Origin of the sequence: Candidatus Koribacter versatilis Ellin345, assembly GCF_000014005.1 — a bacterium.
Lineage (GTDB): Bacteria > Acidobacteriota > Terriglobia > Terriglobales > Acidobacteriaceae > Korobacter > Korobacter versatilis_A.
Window position 1 is genome coordinate 5,139,896 of the sequence record NC_008009.1, and the last position, 25,386, is coordinate 5,165,281.

General features: G+C 60.2%; 23 protein-coding genes. 7 read left to right on the forward strand and 16 right to left on the reverse strand.

The window, feature by feature from the left end; genetic code table 11:
* The 7 genes from atpD to ACID345_RS22545 all read right to left on the reverse strand — a co-directional run bounded on the left by atpD (position 1) and on the right by ACID345_RS22545 (position 7,921).
* The gene (atpD, locus tag ACID345_RS22515; protein WP_011525129.1) at positions 1-1,443 is read right to left on the reverse strand and encodes a F0F1 ATP synthase subunit beta; all 1,443 of its coding nucleotides are present in this window, start codon (positions 1,441-1,443) and stop codon (positions 1-3) included.
* 14 nt (positions 1,444-1,457) lie between these two features.
* Positions 1,458-2,495 carry an ATP synthase F1 subunit gamma gene (atpG, locus tag ACID345_RS22520; RefSeq protein WP_011525130.1) on the reverse strand — a complete coding sequence of 346 codons (1,038 nt, stop codon included), beginning with the start codon at positions 2,493-2,495 and terminating at the stop codon, positions 1,458-1,460.
* 3 nt (positions 2,496-2,498) lie between these two features.
* A complete protein-coding gene (gene atpA, locus ACID345_RS22525) occupies positions 2,499-4,037 on the reverse strand; it encodes a F0F1 ATP synthase subunit alpha (protein WP_011525131.1) in 1,539 nt (512 codons plus the stop codon).
* Positions 4,038-4,076: 39 nt separating this feature from the next.
* Positions 4,077-4,616, reverse strand: a complete 540-nt coding sequence (atpH, locus tag ACID345_RS22530) for an ATP synthase F1 subunit delta (RefSeq protein ID WP_011525132.1) — start codon at positions 4,614-4,616, stop codon at positions 4,077-4,079.
* Between the two features lie 2 nt (positions 4,617-4,618).
* Positions 4,619-5,404, reverse strand: coding sequence for an ATP synthase F0 subunit B (locus ACID345_RS22535; protein ID WP_011525133.1), 786 nt, complete (start codon positions 5,402-5,404; stop codon positions 4,619-4,621).
* Positions 5,401-5,880, reverse strand: coding sequence for a H+-transporting two-sector ATPase subunit B/B' (locus ACID345_RS22540; protein ID WP_011525134.1), 480 nt, complete (start codon positions 5,878-5,880; stop codon positions 5,401-5,403). The genes ACID345_RS22535 and ACID345_RS22540 overlap by 4 nt, the downstream gene beginning before the upstream one ends.
* Positions 5,881-6,331: 451 nt before the next feature.
* On the reverse strand, positions 6,332-7,921 hold the full coding sequence (locus tag ACID345_RS22545) for a M28 family metallopeptidase (protein WP_011525135.1): 1,590 nt from the start codon (positions 7,919-7,921) through the stop codon (positions 6,332-6,334).
* Between the two features lie 272 nt (positions 7,922-8,193).
* On the opposite strand from ACID345_RS22545, the gene ACID345_RS22550 reads away from it, so the two are divergent.
* Complete coding sequence (locus ACID345_RS22550) at positions 8,194-9,135, forward strand: YeiH family protein (protein WP_148210224.1); 942 nt, start codon at positions 8,194-8,196, stop codon at positions 9,133-9,135.
* Positions 9,136-9,482: 347 nt separating this feature from the next.
* On the opposite strand, the gene hflX is transcribed toward ACID345_RS22550, so the two are convergent.
* Both hflX and hfq read right to left on the reverse strand, forming a co-directional pair.
* Positions 9,483-10,808 (reverse strand): GTPase HflX, encoded by a 1,326-nt coding sequence (gene hflX, locus ACID345_RS22555; protein ID WP_228370694.1) that lies wholly within the window; start codon positions 10,806-10,808, stop codon positions 9,483-9,485.
* 112 nt (positions 10,809-10,920) lie between these two features.
* Entirely contained in the window at positions 10,921-11,211 is a 291-nt protein-coding gene (hfq, locus tag ACID345_RS22560; protein ID WP_011525138.1) for an RNA chaperone Hfq, read from the reverse strand.
* A 291-nt stretch (positions 11,212-11,502) separates the two neighbouring features.
* On the opposite strand from hfq, the gene ACID345_RS26015 reads away from it, so the two are divergent.
* From ACID345_RS26015 to ACID345_RS22585, 4 genes are all read left to right on the forward strand, one after another.
* Positions 11,503-12,264, forward strand: coding sequence for a urate hydroxylase PuuD (locus tag ACID345_RS26015; RefSeq protein WP_011525139.1), 762 nt, complete (start codon positions 11,503-11,505; stop codon positions 12,262-12,264).
* 38 nt (positions 12,265-12,302) lie between these two features.
* Positions 12,303-13,484, forward strand: coding sequence for a DegT/DnrJ/EryC1/StrS family aminotransferase (locus ACID345_RS22575; RefSeq protein ID WP_011525140.1), 1,182 nt, complete (start codon positions 12,303-12,305; stop codon positions 13,482-13,484).
* Between the two features lie 194 nt (positions 13,485-13,678).
* Positions 13,679-14,044, forward strand: a complete 366-nt coding sequence (locus tag ACID345_RS22580; protein ID WP_011525141.1) for a cupin domain-containing protein — start codon at positions 13,679-13,681, stop codon at positions 14,042-14,044.
* Entirely contained in the window at positions 14,041-15,132 is a 1,092-nt protein-coding gene (locus tag ACID345_RS22585; RefSeq protein WP_011525142.1) for an FAD-dependent oxidoreductase, read from the forward strand. Before ACID345_RS22580 ends, ACID345_RS22585 begins: the two co-directional genes overlap by 4 nt.
* Here ACID345_RS22585 and ACID345_RS22590 read toward each other — a convergent pair.
* From ACID345_RS22590 to ACID345_RS22600, 3 genes are all read right to left on the reverse strand, one after another.
* A complete protein-coding gene (locus tag ACID345_RS22590) occupies positions 15,089-16,756 on the reverse strand; it encodes a hypothetical protein (protein ID WP_011525143.1) in 1,668 nt (555 codons plus the stop codon). The two genes, ACID345_RS22585 and ACID345_RS22590, sit on opposite strands and share 44 nt — an antisense overlap.
* 358 nt (positions 16,757-17,114) lie before the next feature.
* Complete coding sequence (locus tag ACID345_RS22595) at positions 17,115-17,339, reverse strand: hypothetical protein (RefSeq protein ID WP_011525144.1); 225 nt, start codon at positions 17,337-17,339, stop codon at positions 17,115-17,117.
* Positions 17,340-17,601: 262 nt separating this feature from the next.
* Positions 17,602-18,771 (reverse strand): SH3 domain-containing protein, encoded by a 1,170-nt coding sequence (locus ACID345_RS22600; RefSeq protein ID WP_041856002.1) that lies wholly within the window; start codon positions 18,769-18,771, stop codon positions 17,602-17,604.
* A 352-nt stretch (positions 18,772-19,123) separates the two neighbouring features.
* Between ACID345_RS22600 and ACID345_RS22605 the strand changes: the two genes are divergently transcribed.
* Both ACID345_RS22605 and sucB read left to right on the forward strand, forming a co-directional pair.
* Complete coding sequence (locus ACID345_RS22605) at positions 19,124-19,678, forward strand: c-type cytochrome (RefSeq protein ID WP_011525146.1); 555 nt, start codon at positions 19,124-19,126, stop codon at positions 19,676-19,678.
* A 225-nt stretch (positions 19,679-19,903) separates the two neighbouring features.
* The gene (gene sucB / locus ACID345_RS22610) at positions 19,904-21,571 is read left to right on the forward strand and encodes a 2-oxoglutarate dehydrogenase, E2 component, dihydrolipoamide succinyltransferase (protein ID WP_011525147.1); all 1,668 of its coding nucleotides are present in this window, start codon (positions 19,904-19,906) and stop codon (positions 21,569-21,571) included.
* A gap of 150 nt (positions 21,572-21,721) precedes the next feature.
* On the opposite strand, the gene ACID345_RS22615 is transcribed toward sucB, so the two are convergent.
* From ACID345_RS22615 to ACID345_RS22630, 4 genes are all read right to left on the reverse strand, one after another.
* The gene (locus ACID345_RS22615; RefSeq protein ID WP_148210226.1) at positions 21,722-22,342 is read right to left on the reverse strand and encodes a hypothetical protein; all 621 of its coding nucleotides are present in this window, start codon (positions 22,340-22,342) and stop codon (positions 21,722-21,724) included.
* 80 nt (positions 22,343-22,422) lie between these two features.
* A complete protein-coding gene (locus ACID345_RS22620; RefSeq protein WP_011525149.1) occupies positions 22,423-22,677 on the reverse strand; it encodes a hypothetical protein in 255 nt (84 codons plus the stop codon).
* 192 nt (positions 22,678-22,869) lie between these two features.
* The gene (locus ACID345_RS22625) at positions 22,870-23,109 is read right to left on the reverse strand and encodes a hypothetical protein (protein WP_041856003.1); all 240 of its coding nucleotides are present in this window, start codon (positions 23,107-23,109) and stop codon (positions 22,870-22,872) included.
* Positions 23,106-25,382, reverse strand: coding sequence for a hypothetical protein (locus ACID345_RS22630; RefSeq protein ID WP_011525151.1), 2,277 nt, complete (start codon positions 25,380-25,382; stop codon positions 23,106-23,108). Before ACID345_RS22630 ends, ACID345_RS22625 begins: the two co-directional genes overlap by 4 nt.
* Positions 25,383-25,386: the final 4 nt, after the last annotated feature.

Genomic DNA, 25,386 nt, shown 5'->3' on the forward strand with positions numbered 1-25,386 from the left:
CTACGCGTTTGCCTTCATCTTCTCGGCGGCTTCATGCACTTCGTCGATCGTGCCCTTCATGTAGAACGCCTGCTCCGGAATTTCGTCGTGCTTGCCTTGCAGGATCTCGCGGAAGCTGCGCACCGTGTCGGCGATCTTCACGTAGCGTCCCGGGAAGCCGGTGAACTGCTCGGCCACGTGGAACGGCTGCGAGAGGAAGCGCTGGATCTTACGAGCGCGCGATACCGTCAGCTTCTGGTCTTCGCTAAGTTCGTCGATACCCAGGATCGCGATGATGTCCTGCAGGTCCTTGTACTGTTGCAGGATGCCCTTCACGCCTTGCGCCACGTCGTAGTGCTCCTGTCCGACGATGCGCGGGTCGAGAATGCGCGAGGTCGAACCCAGCGGATCGACCGCCGGATAAATACCGATTTCCGTCAACGCACGCGAAAGCACGGTAGTTGCGTCAAGGTGAGCAAACGTCGTTGCCGGCGCCGGATCGGTCAAGTCATCGGCGGGCACGTAAATCGCCTGTACCGACGTTACCGAACCGCGCTTCGTGGACGTAATGCGCTCCTGCAGTTCGCCCATTTCCGTCGCCAGGTTCGGTTGGTATCCCACCGCGGAAGGCATACGGCCCAACAGCGTGGATACTTCCGATCCTGCCTGTGTGAAGCGGAAGATGTTGTCAATGAAGAGCAGCGTGTCCGTGCCTTCTTCGTCGCGGAAGTATTCCGCGACCGTCAGCGCCGTCAGCGCCACCCGCAGACGCGCCCCTGGAGGCTCCGTCATCTGGCCGTACACCAATGCCGCTTTCGACTTCGACGGATCGCCCGGCGTGATTACGCCCGCTTCCGTAAACTCCAGCCAGAGATCGTTTCCCTCACGAGTACGTTCGCCGACGCCGCCGAACACGGAAAATCCACCATGCTGCTTGGCGACGTTGTTAATGAGTTCCTGAATGACGACCGTCTTGCCCACGCCGGCGCCACCGAATAATCCAATCTTGCCGCCCTTCAGGAACGGCTGGATCAAGTCGATGACCTTGATGCCGGTTTCAAACATTTCCGCCGTCGTCGCCTGCTCGTCGAACGCCGGCGCCTGGCGATGAATCGGGTTGCGCTTCTCCACCATGATCGGCCCAAGCTGGTCCACTGGTTCGCCGATCACGTTCATCACGCGTCCGAGGGTGCCTCGGCCCACCGGCACGCTGATCGGGCCGCCCATATCAATGGCCTTCATGCCGCGCACCATGCCTTCGGTCGGCTCCATCGCGACGCAACGCACCCGGCCTTCGCCAAGGTGCTGTTGGATCTCAAGCACGACATTAATTGGTGTCGGAACGTCGAACCCTTCGCTCACAACGCGAAGCGCTGTATAGATCTCGGGCAGCGTCGTCTCGGAGAACTGTACGTCCACCGCCGGTCCCGAAATCTGAATTACCTTGCCAAAATTTTCTGCCATAGTAAGCCTTTGTCCTACAGCGCTGCCGCGCCACTCACGATTTCAATAATCTCTTTGGTGATCGCTGCCTGCCGTGCGCGGTTCATCTGCAACGTGTAGCTGTCGATCATTTCGCCGGCGTTGTTCGTTGCCGAATCCATCGCCGTCATACGCGCCGCATGTTCCGCCGCCACTGACTCCAGCATCGAGCGATAAATCTGTACCGTCACATACTTCGGAATCAGATCGGCGAAAAGCTCCGCTGGCGGCTGCTCGTAAATGTAGTCCGACTGCGACGTACCGAATTGCGCGGCCTTCTTGTCGATCTCCGACGTGTCCTGTCCCTTCATCCCGACGCCGGCTTCCTTTGCCGCATGAATCTCTTTCTTGCGGTCTTCGGCGCTCATCAGGTCGGCCTGCGCAATCGTGCGCTCGCCAATCTCCTGGATCGGCAGAATCCGCTCCACCACCAGGCGCTGCGAAATCACCGACTTGAACTCGTTGAAGATCAGGTAAACCGCATCCACTTCACCGCGCTCGTACCGCCCCATGATGCTCTCCGAGATGTCTTGCACCTCTTCGAACGCCACCTTATTCAGAACACCCACGTGTTCCGCAGTGACCTGTACCTGGCCCGCGCGCTGCTCAGCTTCGGATTTGCCCAAAGGATAACGACGGCGCAGGAAGTCGCGGCCCTTGCGTCCCACCGCTTCGATATCAATGTTCTTGTCGAACTTCCGCTCCATGAAACGCAGCGCCGTCTTCGTAATGTTGGCGTTGAACGCGCCAGCCAGGCCGCGATCGCCAGTCACTACGACCAGCAGAATGTTCTGCTCGTCGCGCTGTTCCAGCAGTGGATGTTGGGCCTTTCCAGTTTCGGGGTCGATGGTTTCGGCGCGGCTCACCAGCGACTTCAGAACGTTGGTCAGCATTTGCCCGTATGGACGCGCCGCCAGCGCCCGCTCTTGCGCGCGCCGCAATCGTGCCGCTGACACCATCTTCATGGCGCGCGTAATCTGTCGCGTGTTCTTTACGCTGCGAATGCGCCGCCGGAGATCGAGAATGCTTGCCATGTCTTACGCCCCGGCCTTCGCCGCCTTGCGATCCGACAAGAAACGCTCTTTGGCTTCCTTGATCGTCTTCGTCATGTCCGCCTTAATCGCATCGTCGAGCGCTTTCTTCTCTTCGATCGTGCGGAACAACTGCGGGTTCGCGCTCTCCACGTATTCATAGAGCGCTTTCTCGAACGGACGAACGTCCTTCACTTCGAGATCATCGAGAAGCCCGTTGGTTCCGGCGAAGATGATCGTGATCTGCTTCGAGAACGGAAGCGGCTGGAACTGGTCCTGCTTCAGGATCTCCACCAGGCGCTGGCCACGATTCAACTGTGCTTGCGTCGCCTTGTCCAGGTCGCTGCCGAACTGCGAGAACGCCGCCAACTCGCGGTACTGCGCAAGTTCCAGCTTCAGACTGGCGCCGACCTGCTTCATCGCCTTGATCGCCGCCGAGAATCCCACACGGCTCACCGACAGACCGACGTTCACCGCCGGACGCACGCCCGAGTTGAACAAGTCGGTTTCAAGGTAAATCTGGCCGTCGGTAATCGAAATCACGTTGGTCGGAATGTACGCCGAAACGTCGCCCGCTTGCGTTTCGATAATCGGCAGTGCCGTAATCGAACCGCCACCCAACTTATCGCTCAGTTTCGACGAACGCTCGAGCAAACGGCTGTGCAGATAAAACACGTCGCCCGGATACGCCTCGCGTCCCGGTGGACGCCGCAGCAGCAGCGAAATTTCGCGGTACGCCGCAGCCTGCTTCGACAGATCGTCGTAAATGCACAGCGCGTGACGCCCGCTGTCACGGAAGTACTCGGCAATCGCCGTTCCGGAGTAAGGAGCGATGTACTGCATTGGCGCCGGGTCGCTGGCCGAAGCGACGACCACGATCGAGTACTCCATCGCGCCGTTGTCTTCCAGCATCTTCACCACCTGCGCCACGCTCGACCGCTTCTGGCCGATCGCAACGTACACGCAGATCAGGTTCTTGCCCTTACTGTTGATGATCGTGTCCAGCGCCACCGCGGTCTTGCCGGTCTGGCGGTCGCCAATGATCAGCTCGCGCTGACCGCGGCCCACCGGGATCATCGCGTCAATCGCCTTCAAACCTGTCGCCATCGGTTCACGCACCGGCTGGCGATCAATCACACCCGGCGCAATGCGCTCCACCGGATTGAACTTGTCGGTGACGATCGGCCCCTTGTCGTCAATCGGCTGACCAAGCGCGTTCACTACCCGCCCAATCATCGCCTCACCGACAGGCACGCTCATAATCCGCTTCGTGCGCTTAACCTCGTCGCCCTCTTTGATCGCGGTGTACTCGCCGAGCAGCACCGCGCCCACCTGGTCTTCATCCAGGTTCATCGCGATTCCGGCCACGCCGTGCGGGAAGGCCAATAGCTCGCCGGCCATGACCTTATCAATGCCGTAAACGCGGGCAATGCCGTCGCCAATCGACATCACGGTGCCGACTTCGTCCACCGCGATCTTGGTCTCGTAGTTCTCGATCTGCGACCGGATCAGTTTTGTAATTTCGTCTGCTTTAATCTGCGCCATATTGAGTTCGTCTCGTTAAGAAATCGGTCTGCCGGAGCGCTAACTGGCGCTCAGTTGTTCTTTGATCTTTGCCAACTGGCCCTTGATGGAGCCGTCGTACACCGTGCTGCCCACGCGAATGATCGCTCCACCCAGCAGGGTTGCGTTCGTCTTGTAGCGCGCGCGCACACTCTTCCCAACCACCTTTGCGATCTGCTGTTCGATCATCTGGCGGTCCTGAGCGCTCAACTCGTGAACGCTCGTCACCTCCGCATCAGCGAAGCCCATACGATGGTTCAATTCCAGTTCGAATTGCCGCGCGATTCGCGGCAGCAGCGGTACCCGCTGATGGTCAATCAACACCGCAACGAAATTGCGGATAATGCGCGGCGTTCCCACCATCCCAACCAAACCATCCAGGATCGCTCGCTTCTGCGCCACCGCGATCGAAGGGTTCTCCCAAACTTTTCGAAGATCCTCGCTCTCGATCGTCATGCTGACGATGTTGTTCAGGTCGCGTACCGCCGTCGTTACATCTAAGCGGTTGCTCAGCACCACGTCTGCCAGAGCATTTGCGTATCGGATCGTGACGGATGCCATCGCTATTTGCCGTCCTTCCCGAGTTGCGCTACGAAACTGCGCACCAGCGACTCGTCCGTCTGCTGATCTACGTGCAACTTGCGGGTCGCCAGGTCTATGGCGAGCCCTGCTGCCAGCGACTTCAGATCCCGACGGGCCTGCTTCGTCGCCGCATCAATCTCGTTCTCAGCCGACTCGAGGATCCGCTTTACGTCCGCTTCCGCAGCCTCGCGGATCCGAACCTCTTCCGCTGCCGACTCTTTCTCTGTCACAGCGCGAATCGCCGCGACCTCGCCGTCCATCTTCGACAAACGTGCTTCGATGTCCGCCAGTCGGCGCTTCGCATCGTCGCTCGCCGCCCGCGCTTCCGCAATGCCGCGTTGAATCGACTCGTTCCGCGCCTTGAACACACCGGGCAAGTTCTTCTTCATCGCCCACCCAAGCAGCGCGAAAACAATCGCGAAGTTAAACGCCATCGCGATCCAGTACGACGTCTCGACGCTGACCCCAAGCCATTTGGCTAGCGTCTTCACCATCGTCGAGTGCTTCAACTCCATGTGCTCGCCGGCTTCTTCTTCACCTTCAGCCGCATGCGACGCTTCCGACAGCTCTTTACCTACCGCTGCATTCGGATTCGTAACGTGCTGCTCCGGCTTCGCCTGTTCTTCAGCGGGCTTCGGTTGCTCGGCCGCAGGCGCGCTCTGCTGAGCTTCCGGTTTCTGCTGTGCTTCCTGCGCATACACCGGCGCAAGCGCCAGCACCGCGACTGCAATCAGGCCCAGCCCAAATTTACGAAGGGAATTTTTCATGATTGGCCGCCAGCCGACGGCCGATACGCGCCGCCCAGCGGACGCAGCAGCGCCGCAACTATCTCGTTCGCAAGACGGTCCGCTTCCGCGCGCAATCCAACCTGCGCCGCTTCCGATTCCGCATGGATGCCCTTCTTCGCTTCAGCAACCTTCGCCTCAGCTTTTGTGCGGGCATCCGCCATTGCCGCCGCACGCGCCTTCTCGGCCATCTTGCGGCGCTCTTCCTGGCCCTTGAAAATCGTCATGCGCGCATCGCGCAGCTTCTGCTCGTACTCCGCCGTCTTCGCTTCTGCCGCTGCGATGTCAGCCCGCGCCCTCTGCACCGCACCTTCCGTGCGTGTGTGCCGTTCCGCCAAAATTCGCTGCAACGGCTTGTGCAAAATCACGTGATACAGGCCGTACAACAACAGCAGCATCACGACCGTCGGAATCGCACCGAGCAGTAAATCGCCTAGTTGTTTAAGAATCAGGTCCATTCGATTTCTTATTGATTGGTCCGCTGCAACACAGAAGGATAAATTAAGCGCTTGGGAACTTTTAACTGTACTATTTACCAGCAGTTACGTCAACCGAACAGCCCGTTTCTTTTCAGCCATTTGCGAGCCTTTTCCGCACCACGGTGCCACTGTCCAAAAGACCAATTCGAGAAACTGCTCTGAAGTTCGCTTGACATCATCCGAGATGGGGGTAGCATGGTTACATCACCTCCGATCCACTTCAGGATCGAACGGGCTTGAGGCTAAGGACTTGTCACCGCTCCTTAGCAACAAGCCCGTTTTAATTTCCACTCAAATCAGAGGCGACAGCCCCGGGACTTTCTCCTCGCGTCAGCCCAACATCGTCGCCCGCACCACCACTGCCCTCTCTTGTCATCCAGAGGAGCGCGTAACGCGACGTGGGATCTGCGTCCCTTTCGGAAAAAGAGAACTACTTACCCAAATCCGGCTCCGCCACATATCTCTTAAAGAAGCTCTCCGCCTTCCACTCCGGCTTTGCGCTCGCATTCGCCACATCCACCACCAGCGCCCGCGATATCGCCTCGAACTCTCCCGCCGCAACCAAGTCCACCGGCTGGTTCGTGTCATCGCTGCGCCCGTGGTATCGCTCTTTCAACCACTGCTCCAGTACCGGATCGGCCGGACTTCCCCCCATGAACATGATCGAAGGCACTCCCACTCGCACGAAGCTGTACTGATCGCTGCGAATAAAAATGTTCCGCAGCGGCTGCGGGTCGGGTTGTACCTGCACGTTCCGCTCGCCCGCCAACTTCTTCAATGCGTCGCCCAGCGTTGTCTCATTCAATCCGAACGCTGTAATCACTTTCATCGGCTCAATCGGCAGGAACATATCTGTATTAATGTCCGCCACCATCGCCCGCCGCGATACCGTCGGATGCAGTCCGAAATAGCGCGAACCGAGCAGACCTTTCTCTTCGCCCGTCACCCACACAAACAGCACCGACCGCTTCAGGTTCTCCGGATGCTCCTTGAACGACCGCGCCAGGTCGAGCAGCAGTGCACTGCCTGAGCCATTGTCCATCGCGCCGTTGTATACGCGATCGCCGTTCACCGGCTCTCCCATTCCCAGGTGGTCTATATGCGCCGACACCACCACATACTCGTTCTTCAACTTTGCGTCGGATCCCACCAGCTTCGCGACCACGTTTGCCGATTCGATCTCCTTGCGTTCGATCGTCGTCTTGGCCTTCACCGAAACCTTGAGCGCGAAATGCGGCAACGCCTCCCGGTTCGCTCCCAGCGCGGCAATTTCGTCGAAGCTATGTCCTGATCCTTCGAAAAGCTTCTGTGCCGACGCCGGATTGAAATATCCCCCCAGCTTCTCGTCCGCCGTCTCATTCAGTTCCACCAGCCGCATCGACGCCTGTAGCCGGTTCCCCTTAATGCGTTCCCACGGAATATCCATCGCCTTTGGGTTCGGGATCGAGATCACTCCCACCACTCCCGCCGCCTTCAACGCCTTCCACCGTTCGGCGGCAGACTGCGCATGCGAGGCCAACTCCGTCGGAATCGAAGCCGGCGATCCACTGAAGATCACCGCGACCTTCCCCTTCAGGTCGAGTCCCGCGAGGTCATCGTAGTTTTTCTCCGGAATCGTCAGCCCGTATCCCACGAACACCAGCGGTGCTTCCACGTCGCCGCCGTCCAGCCGCGCACTTAGAGTCAAGTCATCGCCCAACGTCAACGACTCACTCTTTCCATCCTTCACCAGTGCAAAGCTTGAACCCGCCTCATCCAGCTTGCTCTCTACCAGCTTCACCGGCTGATAAAAACCATTCGTTCCGGCCGCTTGCAGACCGCTCGCCTTCGCCTGCTCCACTACGTACGCTTCGGCACGCTTCTCGCCATCGCTGCCGGTGTTTCGCCCTTCCATGTTGTCGTCCGCAAGTACCTTGACGTATGTCCACCACTGCTTGCCATCGAACGCAACCGGCCCAGTCTGCTGTCCACCCGCCGCAATCGCTACCAATAAAGAAGAGAGCAATATCTCTTTACGCATTTCGGAAACTCCCCAAAAAGAAGTGCCCAATTCTACACACCCCCATTTTTTTAAATGCTGTCATCCTGAGCGAAGCGTGCGCAGCACGCGCAGTCGAAGGACCCCTATCCTCCGACCCATGCCTCGGTAACCAGCTTCGTCCAGCGGCCAGCCGGCACTTCCGTCTCCGTCTCACCTCCTTCTCTTGTCATCCAGAGGAGCGCGCAGCGCGACGTGGAATCTGCTGTTCTCTCCTCTTCACCACGAATTCCGCTATGATGTTCCGTTTGCCCATGTCCAAAATCCTCTTCTTCGCGCTTCTTCTTTTCTCCGCGACGCCCTGGGCATCTCCTCCGATCGCTCTCCTCTGCGGCCTCATCTTCGCCTTCCTCTGCAAGCACCCCTTCGCCGACCAATCCAAGGCCGTCACCCGCTACCTCCTCCAAATCTCCGTCGTAGGCCTCGGCTTCGGCATGAACCTCCAACAGGTCATACGCGCCGGACGCAGCGGCTTCCTCTACACCGCTCTCGGCATCACCTTCGCCATGCTCTGCGGATGGGCCCTCGGCAAACTTCTCCAAGTTGAACCGCGTCACGCCTTTTTGATCTCGACCGGCACTGCCATCTGCGGCGGCAGCGCCATCGCCGCCGTCGGCCCCGTTGCCAACGCCACCGACGACGAAATGTCCGTCTCGCTCGGCACCATCTTTATTCTGAATTCCATCGCTCTGTTGATCTTCCCCACGATCGGCACCCGGCTTCACATGACCCAAAATCAGTTCGGACTCTGGGCCGCCCTCGCCATCCACGACACCAGCTCCGTCGTCGGCGCCTCCGCCAAATACGGCGCCATCGCGCTCGCCATCGGCACCACGGTCAAACTCGCGCGCGCGTTATGGATCGTCCCCATGACTCTCGCCACGAGCTACGTCGTGCGCCGCCAAACTCACTCTTCCGGCCAGCCCGTAAAGATCGCATGGCCGTGGTTCATCCTCTTCTTCTGCCTCGCCGCTGTCGCCAACACCTACCTCCCGCGCGGCGCCACGCTCTACCACTGGCTCAACTACGCCGCCAAACTCGGCCTAGACGCCACCCTGTTTCTGATCGGCGCCAGCCTCGCCCCCGCTTCCCTAAAACGCGTAGGCGTCCGTCCGCTCCTCCATGGAATCCTCCTCTGGCTAATCGTCGGAAGCCTAAGCCTCCTGGCGATCCGCTCCGGATGGATCTCAATCTGATTGCTTTTGTTTTTGCTTTGTATCAGGGCAGCGCTTCAGCGCTGCCGAATCGCTCCGCATAGGAAAAGGGGGCTTCAGCTCCTGCAATGTCTCGCGGCCAGCCCACATAACTCTCGCCCCCGCACTACTCTCTCCTGTCATCCTGAGGCGCGTATTTCGCGCCGAAGGATCTGCTGTCCCGCGTCCACGCACACCAAAGCCCGTACCCGCATCACTCCAAGGCCGAAGGCCGTGTGGCTTCTAAGCACGACGCGCTAGCGTCGTGAACGGTCGCCCCAAAAAGCAAAAGCCCGCGTCAGCGGGCGGCACGACTCCCTTCGCGAGGCGCCTAGCCTCGCGAACCTAAATCAAACCACATACTCCCCGAGCTTCCTCAAAACACTCTCCGGCGCCTCGACCTCTAAATGCACATTGCTCCCGCGATAGCTCCTCTTCTTCACCCGCGCCTTCGCCTCCACCAACGACAACGCCTTCCCATCCGCCTGTGGAATCTTCAACCGCGCCGTCTTCACCGGGTCTTCCGTGATCGCCTCATCAATCGCATGAAGAAGCGCTTCCATCCCAAGGCCGCTCTTCGCCGACACATGCACAACTTTGCCCGAGTTGATAAGCGCCGCTCGCTTCGACGTCGCCAGCAGGTCAATCTTGTTCATCACGTGAATCTGCGGCTTATCCTGCACTTCTAATTCCCCGAGCACGTCTTCCACCTGCCGCTGCTGCTCCAGCGCCACCGGGGACGTCGCATCCGCCACATGCAGCAACAACGCCGCCCGCTGGACTTCTTCCAGCGTCGCCCGGAATGCCGATACCAGCGTCGTCGGCAAATTCCGAATGAATCCCACCGTGTCGCTCAACAAAACCTGCCGCTTCGACGGCAACATCACTCCGCGCAGTGTCGGGTCCAGCGTCGCAAACATCTTCGACGACGCATACACTCCCGCCTTGGTCAGTGCGTTGAACAGCGTCGACTTCCCTGCGTTCGTGTATCCCACCAGCGCCACCACCGCGACCGGCACATTCTCCCGTCGCGCGCGCTGCTGCCGCCGGATTCGCCGCACATCTTCCAGCTGCTTCTGCACATGACGAATCCGCCGATTGATCTTCCGGCGATCGGTTTCCAACTGCGTCTCACCCGGGCCTCTCGTGCCAATGCCGCCACCCAGCTGCGACATCTCGATACCGCGCCCGCCCAGCCTCGGCAGCAGGTATTGCAACTGCGCCAGCTCGACCTGCAGTTGTCCTTCTGCCGTCCGCGCGTGCTTCGCAAAAATGTCGAGGATCAACTGCGTGCGATCGATGACCCGCGCCTCGAGCGCGCGCTCAATATTTCTCTGCTGCGATGGCGACAGATCGTGATCGAAGATCACCAGGTCCGCATCCGACGCAGCCACGGCACCCTGTAACTCTTCCAGTTTGCCGCTGCCAATCAGCGTTGCGGAGTCCGGCCGGTCGCGCCGCTGCAACATTTCGCCGACCACACCGGCGCCCGCGCTCAGCGTTAGCTCGCGCAGTTCATCGAGAACATCTTCAGGAGGAACTTCAGAATGAGCGTCGGCCACCGGCGCTGACGACGCAGCGCTCCGCGCGATCTTCGCCGAGGGAGGAATCGGTGAGGCTGCTTCAGATTTGCGATCCGACGGTCCATTCTTGAACCGCCGGCTCGTGAATTCCACTCCAACGAGGAACGCTCGCTCCTGGGCCACGGCTGTCGTGCGTTCGCGTTGCGCTTCGTAAGCCGCTACCAGCGGGCTCTCGTCGGAATCCTGTTTCTTACGGCGGGCGATACTAACCCTCCGTCGTTTGGGTCGCCGGGCTGGTTGTGCCTACCGGCTTCGCATCGGAGTGCCGCACATCCGCGCCATGGGCCGGCCGCGGCAACACCACCGTCGAAATCGCGTGCTTGAAAATCAGTTGTTCTTGGTTGTTGGTATCCAGGACGACCGAATACTTGTCAAAAGAACGGATCCTGCCCGTCAGCTTCACGCCGCTAAGCAGGTAAATCGTGACAATCGTTTTGTCCTTGCGGGCTGTGTTGAGAAACGAATCCTGGATATTCTGTGCGGGCTTGTTTTCCATAGCGTGCCTTCCTTTGTCTGGTCAGCCCAGCCCGGTTCCTGTCTCCGCTACGCCCCTTCGGAGCTCTCCGGGTCTGTGTTGGTTTCAGTTCTGCAAACACGCGTTGCTAAAACGCGACAACGCGAGCACAAGTACGATACGGCGGCCTCCGAGCAATTGCAACCTTAGCACTCCCCAGCCAACACTGTTTTACAATGCCATAGCGCCGTTCTGGGATGGACGCCTATTCCAGCTCAGGGTTTGCTCGTTAGGGATAAACTCCTGTCCAGTCCATGAACCGCAGGAGCCCCCATGTCCCTTGCCGCGATCTTTGCTATCACCCCGCCCCAGTTGAGTTTAGACGCCGGTCCCGCCCTCCTCCTCCTGCTCATCCGATGGGCCCATTTCATCGCCGGCATCACCTGGGTCGGCCTTCTTTATTACTTCGTCCTCGTCAGCACTCCGGTCCTCAAAACCGCCCAGCCCGGTGACCGTGGTTTCGTAATCACTCAACTGATGCCTAAGGCCCTCTTCTGGTTTCGCTGGGCCTCTGTAGTCACCGTCTTCATGGGCATGTGGTACTGGTCGGAAATCGTCCGCAGCGACGCCACCAACGCCGGCGTCAAACCCGGCGCCGCCATGGGCAGCTTCTTCGGCATCTGGACCCTCGCCTTCATCCTCGAAATGGGCATCCTCATGTCCCCCGCCGAAATATTAAAGAAGGGCCCAGTCCTCACCGTCCTCATGACGGTCATCCTCTTCGTCGCAACCTATTTCTATATCGCACTCAACCAGCACGGCTGGGAAAGCAATCGCATGCTCGCCATCGGAGTCGGCGGCGGCTACGGCTGGTTCATGATGCTCAACGTCTGGGGCCTCCTCTGGCGCATGCAAAAGAAAATCGTCCGCTGGACTACGATCAACGTCGCCAACGGCACCCCCATCCCACCCGAAGCCCAAAAAGCCGCGCGCCTCTCGTTCCTCGTCTCGCGCATCAACTTCGTCCTGTCATTCCCACTGCTCCTGCTAATGGCCATCGCCTCGCACTACCCGCTCTTCGCGAACGTGGGGTGACATTGTTCACCCCACCATACTGCTAGAATCTCTCTTTCATGCCCGACACCTCTGTCACCACCACCCGCATCCCCATGCTCGACCTCAAGCGGCAATTCGCGGCCATCCGCGATGAGGTCTATGCAGCGATGCAGGAGGTCTGCGAATCGCAGCACCTGGTGTTGGGCGAGGCCGTCCAGGCCTTCGAACGCGAATCCGCCGTCTACCTCGGCGCCAAAGCCGCCGTCGGATGCGCCTCCGGTACTGACGCCCTCTGGCTCGCCCTCGTCGCCTGCGACGTCAAACCCGGCGATAGCGTCATCACGACTTCGTTCAGCTTCTTCGCCACCGCCAGCTCCATCATCCGCTGCGGCGCGCGCCCGGTGTTCGTTGATATCCACCCCGACACCCTGAACCTCGATCCCGGACAGGTTGAAGCCAAGCTCTACTCTGCCGCGGCCCTGAACCTCAAAGCCGTGATGCCCGTCCATCTCTACGGCCAATGCGCCGACATGGACCGCTTCGAACGCTTCGGCCGCGATCACTCGCTCAAGATTGTCGAAGACGCCGCGCAGGCCTTCGGTGCCAGTTGGCGCGGACGCCGCGCCGGTACCCTCGGCCACGCCGCCGGCTTCAGCTTCTACCCGACCAAAAATCTCAGCGCCTTCGGCGACGGTGGACTCGTCACCACCAACGACAACGATCTCGCCGAACACGTCCGCCGCCTCCGCAACCACGGCAGCCGCGTGCGCTACTACCACGAAGAACTTGGCTGGAACAGCCGCCTCGATTCCATCCAGGCCGCCGTCCTGCGCGTGAAGTTGAAGTACATCGATCAGTGGAACGCGCGCCGTCGCGAGATCGCCGAATTCTACGACAAGCTCTTCGTCGAAGTCGGCCTCGCCTCGCCCGCCAACCGCGGCGGATGGGCCGCGAAAGAACCGGTCCGCCTGCTCTGCACGCTCACCCAGGCCCACCACATCTATCACCAGTACGTAATCCGCTGCATGCGCCGCGACGACCTCCGCCAACACCTAAGCTCCCGCGGCATCGGCAGCGAAATCTATTACCCCGTCCCGCTCCACATGCAGGAGTGCTTCAACTACCTCGGCTACCGCGCCGGCGACCTGCCCCACACCGAACTAGCCGCCAAAGAAGTCTTAGCGCTCCCCATCTTCCCCGAGATCACCGAAGAAGAACAACACCGCGTAGTCGACGCCATCCGCGAGTTCTACCGCTAAATCTGTCATCCTGAGCGAAGCACGCGCAGTCGAAGGACCCCTACCCTCTGATCGAACGCGTCGCGTAAGCCAGCTCCGCCTAGCGCCAGCCACCACTCCCCCCACATCTCCATCACCCTCTCTTGTCATCCAGAGGAGGGCGAAGCCCGACGTGGGATCTGCTGTTCCCGCCTGCGCCGCGCTAAAATCTCCCGATGCCCACGCTGATCGCCCAACCCACCCGCATCACCGCCGCCGGCAACAAGCCCAAACTCATCGACGAATACATCGGCCGGGTCAACTCGCAAACGAGCGCAGCGAGTGTCGCCCATATGCGCTCCCCCGAAGCCTGGCAGGAGCCCGGCCAAACTCCCGATTTCGACGAATTCACCATCGTCCTCAAAGGCCTCATCCGCGTCGAACACAAAGGCGGTCACACCGACGTCCGTGCCGGCCAGGCGATCATCACCCACGCCGGCGAATGGATCCGCTACTCCACCCCTGAGCCCGGTGGCGCGGAATACATCGCCGTCTGTCTCCCCGCGTTCTCGCCCAACACCGTGCACCGCGACGAACAATGACCGCGCGCTACGATGTCGCAGTCATCGGCGCCGGTGTCTTCGGCGCCTGGACCGCCCATGCGCTCCGCCAATCCGGCAAACGCGTCGTCGTAGTCGACGCCTACGGCCCCGCCAACTCCCGCGCCTCCAGCGGTGGCGAAACCCGCATCACCCGCATGGCCTATGGCGACGACGAAATCTACTCCCGCTGGGCCTTCGAATCGCTCCCCGAATGGCGCGCCCTCGAACAGCGCAGCGGTCGTCAACTGTTCTTCGAGACCGGTGTCCTCACCTTCTCCGACGCCAACACGAACTGGGTCCAGAAGAGCGTCGAGGTCATCCACAAAATCGGCGGCGAAGCCGAACTCCTCTCGCACGACGAATGCCGGCATCGCTATCCGCAAATCGGATTCAAGCCATCCGAGATCGCCGTCTTCGAACCGCGTAGCGGTGCGCTCCTCGCTCGTCACGCCATCAATCTTCTCGTCGAAGAACTCATCCGCAACGGTTGCGAATATCGACAACAATCCATCTCTTCGCCCGAAGACGCATTCCGCCTGAACGCCGAGCAGTACGTCTTCGCCTGCGGCGCCTGGCTCCCCAAGCTTTTTCCCGACATCCTCGGCCCGCACATCACACCCATCCGCGCCGAAATCTTCTTCCTCGGCGTTCCCCCGAACACTCCAGCTTTCGATCCGCCACAAATGCCAACGTGGATCTTCATGGGCAACGAAAACTGGGATGCCTACGGCATGCCTAGCCTCGAAAACCGCGGCTTCAAGCTCGCCGTCGATCTCATCAAGCAGCCCGCCGATCCCGACACCATGGATCGCCAGCCCACGGCGCCCTATGTCGCACAAATGCGCGAATTCGTGCGCGAGCGTTTCCCGCTCCTCGCTGACGCGCCCATCGTAGAAACGCGCGTCTGCCAGTACGAAAACACGCCCACTCACCACTATTTAGTTGATCATCATCCGAGGTGGGAAAACATCTGGCTGGTCGGCGGAGGCTCCGGCCACGGCTTCAAGAACGGCCCTGCCCTCGGCAAGTACGTTGCGGATGCAATTACGAAGCACGCGCCACTGGAACCGCTTTTGCGGCTCCCATAACCAGCCCCGACACGTACTCGCGATAGTGATCTGAATCTCGCATCAGCCGTGTCGCCTCGGCCGTGCCCTTCATCGCCGCAGCGGCCATGTGCGTCCATGCCATGCGAAACATCGCATACGCCAGCAGGTAATTCCTCATCCGCCCGGTCACGTTGTCGCCGGTCAGCGCCGTGTACTGGCGCAGGAATTGCTCGCCCGTCGCACGGTCCATCCCCCACTCCACGATCGCGCCCGCCAGGTCCCACGCCACGTCGCACGGGCCGGGGAAGAAATGATCGTCGCCGTGCGAGGTCGCATCCAGCTTCAGCATGCGTCCATCTTCCGTCAGCAGCCACTCGTGCGGCGACATTTTGCCGTCGCAAACCGTCGGCCGCTCCACCGGCAGATTCCTGAATTGCGGCGCGAGCTTCCGGTCGAAGCCGCGCTCGTAGTTCACCCGCAGCATCGTCGCAAGATCTTTCTGCTGCGCCTCGGTCACTTCGGTCTTGCACTCTTCGCTTCGAAACGCGCAGTACTCCGCGATCCGTTTCAATCTCTCATCACTCAGGTCTTGTGCCTTCGCCGCGCGGCCGCGTATGAGGTCATAACCCACATAGCCATGTTCATCCCGCACCGCGTTCGGCGCGAAGCCAGCATCCGCCAGCGCACGGGCAGTACTGCGTGCACGCGCACCATACGGCCCGATGCCTTCAAACTTCCACAGCACGCGATCATCCGCGAACTTCGCACGCTCCATGCTCGTCCACACGCCCGGCCACTCACTCTCATTCGCGAACGTTTTTTTCCGCCACTCGCCTCCTCCTATCCACTCCCCCTCCGGAGACCGTCCCGCGGCCGGCGTCACCGTGCGATAGCGCTGCCATCGCACCGCCGCATTGTTGGCCCGCAACCACGGCAAATGCGGCGCATGATTCGGCACCAGCACAATCTGTCCTGACGGCACACGCTCCGCCACTAGCGCCTCCGCCACCGACAAAAACGATGACCCGCTCAACCCCGGTCCTTCATCCACGATCACGAACAATGCATCCTGCAATCGCGCCGTCCGGATGGTGTGCGATTGTGCCGGATTGAACTTCACTTTACGGTCGAACGGATGCCCCGCTGGCCGCACCGTGAATCGCTCCACGTGCAGCCCCCGCAATCGCAACGCCGCCGTCGTCATCGCGCTCAGCGTCGTCCCGATGCTGCGTATCCCAATCACCACCACTTCGGGCGCGGCCTCGTGCGTCTTCGCGCCATGCCGAAAGACGCCGAACTTCGCCGCCACATCCGCATACTGTCGCGGATGCAGCGCGTAATACGCGAACCCCTCCGGCGTCGCGACCGTGACCTCGCCTTCCAGCCGCACCGGCAACCAGCCGCCAAGTTCGCGGCCTCCGAAATAATCTCGGTGCACGAGCTTATCGGCGCACGCGTTGCTCACCGCCGCCACATGCCGCGCCTGAGGATCGCCCGCATCTTCCAGGGCGCATTCGAGCTCGCCGCACCGGAGCATCGCATCGGTCCACGAGTCTTCGTCTTTCGCCCGGAACAAACTCCCGCGCAACCCGGTGAGTAACTGCTCGCCCGGAACAGTCCTGCGGCCTTCACGAAACACATAAAACTTGCAGTCTGAATTCATCGCATCGGTATCTGGCCAGATCCGTTAGGGTTCCGTTGAGGCCCGACTTCATGCGTCTTGTATCAGGCCCGACGTCATGCGTCTTGCATCAGGCCCAACTCATGCGCTTTGTATCAGGCCCGACTTCATGCGTTTTGTATCAGGCCCCACTTCATGCGTTTTGCATAGGCCCCACTTCATGCGCCTTGCATCAAGCCCGACTTCATGCGCCTTGTATCAGGGCAGCGCTTCAGCGCTGCCGAAAGAGCCCGGCCAGAGAACGGGGCTTTAGCCCCTGCACAACCTTGCCAATGTGAGATGCCGATTTCCGCCCAAAAGAAAAGCCGGGCTCTATGCCCGGCTCTTAAAAATTCCGCTTTTACGCCGCCTTTTTCTTCTGGCCCCTTGGCGAACGCGAAATATCCCCCTCTTTATCAATGAAATACAAGAATTGGTTGTCGCGATCCACGGCCTTCTGCACCAGCACCTCGGGATCGCCCTCGCCTGACTTCGGCTTCTGGCAAACGCTGCCCTCGCCATCAATGTAGTAGAGGAACTTCTTGTAATCCCGTTTCAGCTTCAGGTCTTTCACTTTCTCAGCCATAGCGGTTTTCTCCAACCCGTTGGATGGCCCGCACCCCCAACCTGATGCCATTTTCAGGGCAAAATCGAGAGTTCCTGCCGCAAATTGTGACGCAGAGATACCCCCTCCACCATACCCCGATCTTTTATTTTCAGCAGTTTAGCGAGAAAACCCGCCTAGATCTCTGGGAACCAAGGACTTAAATCCCAGAATATTCAAAATAAGGACTTAGCGTCTCTTTGAACCGATCAACCGAATCACCTAATACCTAAAACCGGCCCCTTCACTTCTTCTTTTTCTTCCCCGCGCCTTCCGCCTTCTTCACCGGCTCAGGCCGCGCCAGCTTCGGATCCGTCTTCTCATTCTGTCCCGGCAACAGCACCCGACGAATCACCGGCTGGATCATCCGATACTTCCGCGGCACGATCCGTCCCGTCTCGTCTTTTAGCTGGATCGTGAACACCGGCTCATCGCCTTCCTTACCAAAGTTCTCGATGCCGGACGTCACCGGATACACGCCCCACAAATTCCGCTCGCGGTACGCCGTCTCGTATCGATGCCGCTTCAAATTCCAACTGAACACGCGGATCGAATCGTAGTCGTACGGCAGTCCGTCTCTCGGAGCCGCCATCAGCACCAGGTACTGCGCCACCTGTTTGTCCTCATCCGGAACCTTGTTCAGGATGAAGTACCCCATGATCCGCTGTCCCTCGGCGTACTGCGCGATATCGAGCGGCACATCAATGTCCACCATCCGCGCCAGTACCCAACCCACGTACCCTTGCGAATTCCGCACCAGGAACCAATCTTCCATCGGTACAGGCTCGTCGGCTTTTTCCGCCGCAAGCTTGTCCGTCGGCTTCACCGCTGCGGTCTTCGCCTTCTCCGCCTCCGCCTGCGCCGCCGGATCGGCCTTCTTCACCGGCCCCTTCGACACAATCGGTTTCACCGTCTGCTTCGGCGTGCCGCCCCTCGGCGCGCTCGCCTTCTTCAAAACTTCGACCTTCTCGCCCTCTTTCATCTGGTAAAGATGGTCGCCCTCGCGGTCCGGCGTCAGGTGGATATTCAGTTCCGCGCGTGTCGTGCCATGCGCCTGCACAATCGTCTTCGCGTTGTCGGTCTTCAGCTTGTCGAAGCCATCCGCCACGTCCTGCCCAGCCAGGTAACGCAACTCGAGCCATCCATCGCGGCCATCCTTGGTCTTCACATGGATGAACCGCTTCTGCTTCTCAAGGACTTCGACCTTGTCCCCCGCATATACCACGCCGACCTTGTTATAGACAGCCGACACGCGGTCGCGCAGGTTCGCCTGCGGCACCGAGACGTACATCATCTCGGCCTGCTTCAGCGGCCCGCGCTTACATGCAAATGTGAAAAGCAAAAACAGACAGGGCAGGAGAACCTTCAGCGATCGCAGACCGCCGCCAATCGAGGAAAACCGTAGGCCAGACACAGATTTCACAGGACTCGTATCAACATTTTCACTATAGCAGCGGATTCCCGCCAGCGTATCCACCGCGCACCTGCGTAGTTACGCAAATCTGTGAATGAATTCAATTTCGGGTGCCCCATGTCTCGCGATTTTCGAGACGTGGGGATGTTCGCCAAGCGGCCAGCCCACACCACCGCTCTCACCTCCCGCACTCTCTCTTGTCATTCAGAGGAGCGCAGCGACGAAGAATCTGCTGTTCTTATGCGAAACCCTGACTTTTACAAAACCTGAACAAACCGTCACTCCAATTCCACTCCGCTTTTCCCCATTCCCGCATACAATCTCTTGGACTCTTCTAGGGGAGAACTCTCGCATGCGTGGATTCATCCTGGGTGTCCTCATCACCCTCGTCGTGCTCTTTGGCGGTGTCTTTCTCTATCTCAAGCTCGGCATGCTCGACATCCGCGCCGCCCAACCCATCAGCGGCATTGAACACGAAATGGCGGAAATGGCCATGGACTCCTCGGTTGACAAACAAGCCCCACACACCGAGAACCCCATCAAGCCCACCGACGACAACCTGATGACCGGCGCCATGCTCTACGAAAAGAACTGCTCCCTCTGCCATGGCAGCGTCGCCGACCCGAATCACACCAGTCCCATGGCCCAGGCCTTCTACCCGCACGTCCCGCAAATCGTCAAACGCATTCCCGGCGATGAAGACTGGCACCTCTTTTTCGTCACCAAGTACGGCGTCCGCGACACCGGCATGCCCGCTTGGGAAAAGACCATGAAAGACGACGACATCTGGCGCGTCGTCACCTTCGTCAAGCACAGCGACAAGCTCTCGCCGACGGTCCAGGAAATGTGGCAAACCTACGGCACCCCCAGCGGCGTAGCCCCCGCCCCCGCCAAACCAGCAAAATAACCAAATCCTTCTGGGTGCCCCATGTCTCGCGATTTTCGAGACGTGGGGATTTTCCCCTCGCGTCCAGCCCACACCACCGCCCGCACCCCCACCGCCCTCTCTTGTCATTCAGAGGAGCGCAGCGACGAAGAATCTGCTGTTCCGCCGGATGCCCGCACCCGCCCGCGCGCTCTCCGCATCTCTATCTCAGCTATAATTTCCAGTTTGCCATCTCAGAAGGAACCCATGCCTACCGACGTCATCATGCCCCAGATGGGGGAATCGATCTTTGAAGGCACCATCACCAAATGGCTCAAACAACCGGGCGACCAGGTCCAGCGCGACGAGCCCCTCTTCGAAATCTCCACCGATAAAGTCGACGCCGAAATCCCCGCCCCTGCCGCGGGCATCCTGAAAGAAATCAAGGCCCAGGCCGGCCAGACCGTACAGGTCAACACCGTAGTCGCCATCATCGACGCCGCCGGCTCCGCGACCACTTCCGCTCCGAAACCCGCCGCCGCTGCGCCACCGAAATCCGCGCCGCAACCCGATGGCGTAAGCTCCTCTGCCCCGTCAACGAGCGCGCCGAGCGTCCCCGCCGCTGGTCCCAAGACCGACGTCGTAATGCCGCAGATGGGCGAATCCATCTTCGAAGGCACCATCACCAAGTGGCTCAAGAATGTTGGTGACACCGTCCAGCGCGACGAGCCGCTCTTCGAAATCTCCACCGACAAAGTGGACGCCGAGATCCCCGCCCCAGTAGCCGGAGTCCTCAGCGAAATCAAAGTTCAAGCCGGCGCCACCGTCCAGGTCAACACCGTCGTCGCCACCATCGGCGGCGCCGCTGGAGCCAGCGCGCGCGCGCCGCAAGCCGCCGCACCCGCTCCTTCCGCACCTGCTCCCGCAGCCCCCGCGCCACAAGCGCCCGCTGCAGCCGAGCCCGAAGAAGAAGAAATCTCCGCTAGTGGCGATCGCGTCCGCACCAGTCCGTTAGTCCGCAAAATGGCAAAAGAAGCCAACGTAGACCTCGGCAAAGTCCGCGGCACCGGCATGGGTGGACGCATCACCAAGGAAGACATCCAGGCCTTCGTCGAAAAACAAAAGACCGCGCCGACTCCAACGCCGCAGCCGCAAGCCGCGCAACCTTCCGCGCCCGCACCTGCTCCCAGCGCCCCCGTCGCCGCCACACCAAACAAATTCGCGGGCACTCCCGGTGCCATCGAGCCCATGTCGGTCATGCGCAAGAAAATCGCCGACCATATGGTCATGTCGAAGCGCACCAGCGCTCACGTGCATGGCGTCTTCGAGGTCGACTTCACCAAAATCGTGAAGCTCCGCGAGAAAAACAAAAACAGCTTCCAGGAAAAGACAGGCCTCAAGCTTACCTACACGCCGTTCTACGCGCGTGCAGTGGCCCACGCGTTGCGCGCATGGCCCATCATCAACGCCTCCGTCGAAGGCGAGAACATTCACTATAAAAAGGACATCAACCTCGGCATCGCCGTAGCTCTCGACTGGGGCCTCATCGTCCCGGTGGTCAAGCAGGCCGACGGCCTAAGCTTCGTCGGGCTCCAGCGCGCCATCACCGACCTCGGCGAACGCGCCCGCGCCAAAAAGCTCAAACCCGAAGACGTCCAGGGCGGCACCTTCACCATCACCAACCCCGGCATCTTCGGAGCAAAGTTCGGCATGCCGATCATCAGCCAGCCCCAGCTCGCGATCTTAGGCATCGGCGCGATCACGAAAGTCCCCATGGTCGTCACCGACAAAGACGGCAACGACAGCATCGCCATCCGCTCGCGCTGCCACATCTCTATCGGCTACGACCACCGAGTAATCGACGGCGCAGTCGCCGACCAGTTCATGGTCGTAGTACGAGACTACCTCCAGAACTGGAACGAACCGTTAATCTAAAAAGTTTGGAAAAGGGTGCCCCACTCTACGCAAAGCGTAGGGTGGGGTTTTCGCTTTGTGTTTCGGAAAATGTACTAGCCCTATCATCCTGAGCGAAGCGTGCGAAGCACGCGGAGTCGAAGGACCCCTGTCGCTACCCAAATATCTTCCTTAATGCACGAGCACAGGAACCCGTCCACTCTCCATCCGCCCACGCTGCGTCTCCACCGTCACCTGTACCCACCACTCTCTCGCCGCGAACGAACGCAGCTCACTCTCTCCCGGCACAGTTAAGATCATCTGCAACTCTGACACCGGCGCAGCCTCCGCCTCCGGGTCCACCGCAAACTCCGCCGTCACCACCGTCCGCGGATCATCGCCCTTCACGCTGGCCATCATCTCCGCACTCCACCATCGCACCGACTTCGCCATCTCGCCCGACGTCTGCAACGCAACCGCAAACGCTTCGCCCGCCCACAACTCCCGCGACGACAACTCCACCCGCATCTCCGGAATCTGTACTACCCGCCGCCGCTTCTGCTGCCATGTCATCCACAGGCCTGCCGCGAAGCACGCACCCGCAACGCAAAACCAACCCCAACTCCGCACCATCGCCGCATACGGAATCAGCACCGCCCACGCCAGAAGCAGCCACCGCAGCACAAACCAAAAGCAGCCCACATCATCCACCCGCTGCCACTCATTCGTCCCATTCACAACGCGATCATAAATGCTGTGCTGCCTTTGGGTGCCCCACGTCTCGCGCTTTCCGAGACGTGGGGTTTTTCCCAAGCGGCCAGCCCACCCCACCCCCCTCGTCTCCTTTACTCTCTCCTGTCATCCTGAGGAGCGCAGCGACGAAGGATCTGCTGTTACTTCGCCCAGGCACTAGCGTTCAAACAATCCACCACGCCATCCACAATCTTCGACAGCCCACCGTTAAACTTTCCCGCGTCCACCACGTTCTTGTTGGCGATCGCATCCGTTAGCCCAATCGCCGATCCCACAAACGACAGCGCCGCCTCTTTCTTATCGTTCCCCGATTTACTTCCGAACAACGCCTCGATCCCATGAACAATCGCCGGCACAAATGCAATCCCCTGTAACAACTTAGCCAAAAATCCCATCTCTCCTCCTTCATTTCTAAAAAAACAAAGAGCCAGGAAGCCCTCTCCCATGCCGTCATCGGGCACGCGGCAAGCTCCCCAACTCTTTAACTCAAAAAATGTGGGTGCCCCACCCTTCCCGAAGGGAGGGTGGGATTGCTGACGCACGCGCCAACTTCGCCCAACCTAACTCCTAATTCCTAACTCCTGTCTTTACCGATGCACCCGCAACCACCCCATCACCAAATTCATCACCGTCACCGCCGCCGCTACCACCGAACCCACGCCCATCATCCGCTGCAAATAGGTCTCATGACGATTCAATCGCTGCTCGATCTCCTGGATCTTCCCTTCATTACCCGTTCCCACCAGGCACCGCACGTGCACCTTCAACTCCGCCAGGTCCGACAACACTCGCTCCTCGAACGCCCCCATCTCCCTCACCCCGCTCATAATGGCCAATCCACTCGCAGCAACATCGCATCGCGCGAATAATTCCGCGGCGTCGCGCCGTCAAACTGCCGCACATAAAAACTCGCCGACCGCGACAACCGCGGAACACTAAAGCTCTGCGCCGTAAACCGCCCCCAAAGATTCCTATCGTTGTCCGGACCCCACCCCTGGTCCGCCCCACGCACCTCGAACCCGCCTCCGCTCGGCGGCGCCAGATGCGTCGCAATCGTCACCTGCGATGCCAGCACCTGCGTGATCTCCGCATCTTTCACCGGCGCCAGCGTCCAGTTCCCCGGACTCACCGCTCCTACCACCGGCAATTTCAGTTTCGCAGTATCGAAACTCAGCGACAGTGACTCCGCCGCATCATTCGCAAATCGAAGCCGATACTCGCACCGGTCCTCACGCAACTCTCGAACTGCAACATCTACCTCTCTGACGATCGCAGTGAACGAAGCCTCCTGCGACGGCGCATTCACCTGCACCGCATCGCCCGGACGCACATCCGTCGCTCCCAGAAAATCGCCCCACACCGCGTACGTCCCAGACCACGCCGTCTGTGTCGCGTCCTCCAACAGCGCTCGCGCGCCATTCGCGCAATCGCCGGCTGTGTGCGCCTCCGGCACTAGCAGTCCCCGCACGCACGACCGCACCCCGTCGTCACTCCCATTCGCCATCGCCGCGACTGACGCCTCATCCCGCTGCTCCGCTTTCGAAGCCGCTCCCGTCCGATACGTGACGACGATCTGCTCCGTTGGCGCTGGTACCTGCGCAGCCATGAAGTACAAATCCGTCGTCGTCACACGACACTCGCCGCCATCCGCCAGCGCGCCCTGCAGCCGCGTCACGAATCCATCACCCGGAAACTCGCTCCGCACCACGGTTCCGCCATTCCGGCGCATCCGCGTGTACGCTACGTTGCAGTGCAGATCGCTTCCGTTCATCAGCGCATAGTTGCAGAATCCCGCAACATTCTTCAGCACGTCGTCATACAGCACCGTCGAGGCCGCCGCCATCGTCGCCGGGCTTGTCGGGTCCACGTCATGTACCTCCAGCACTACCCGCGCATCCGAAGCAACGCTTGCTCCGCCAACTCCCGCTCCCGCCGCGTGCGCCGACGAATGGAATACCTGCCCCATCCGCCGCGCCTGCTCCGCAAACACTCGCGTCGTCAGCTGATACTGGTGTCCCGCCGTCGTCGTAATCGTAGGTCCCGTCGCCGCACCATTCACCACGCCCTGGAGTACTGACTGAGCGCCGCTCTTCGCGACATTGAACCCCGCCACGCACTTCGCGCCATCGAACAATCCGCCGAGCATCCCCCCGCTCGCTCCCGAAAACTCAAAGCTCCCATGCTGAATAACAATCCCGCCCGCAATCTCCACCATTTCCACAAGCTGCACGGAAGCCGCACCATTCGCCGTCAACATTCCATCGCCCACCGATGCCGTCGACCCCGCTCCATTCGCCCACAGCACCGGATTCAGCCCGTCTCCCGGGAACTCATCCTCAAACACCGTGTGGTCAATCGTTCCCATCGGCGACGCCGCCAGCGGGAAACTCAGCGTCAGCCCATCGCCTTCGAAATACTCCTTCACATACGTGCGCGGCTCGAATCCGCCCACCAGCGTTACATCGTTCAACGAGCAAGGTTGGGCCGCCACCGCTAGCCCCGCGCGATTGCAATTCTTCTGCGCCTCATCAATCGTCACCGTCCGCTCGCCCACCGGCGCAAACGAAATCGCCCCATCCTCTGCGCAATAAACTGCCCGTGACCGCCGCGCCAGTTCCGACACCTGCTCCGACCATGCGCGCTGCACCTCCGCCGTATACGCCGGAACTACATCGCAATCCGCTACACCGCTCGTATCAAACTTTGCCGCAGCAACATCCTCTGTCATCTGCCGTACGATCGCACCCGCCTTGCGTGCGACATAAGGCATTCGCTGCGGCAGCACCTTCTTGTCCAGCAACCACTCATCGCTCGCGCACAGCAGCGTGTACCGCGCCACCGCTGCGCCGGTCATGCGCCCCAAATATTCGTACTGCGGATGCTGCGCCACATAGCCCGCGAACAATGTCGTCCCATCGCTCTTCTTCAGCCACACCCGAGAACCCTGTCGTGGCGCGATACCTTCCGCCATCACCAGCCGCGCCTTCATCGCCGACGCCTTATTCAATCGCCGCGCGACCGTCGGCAGCATCTCCGCATCCAAGTACTGCGTATAATCCACCGTCCCCAGCATGTCGAAGTTGTCTATCATCAATTGCATCTAA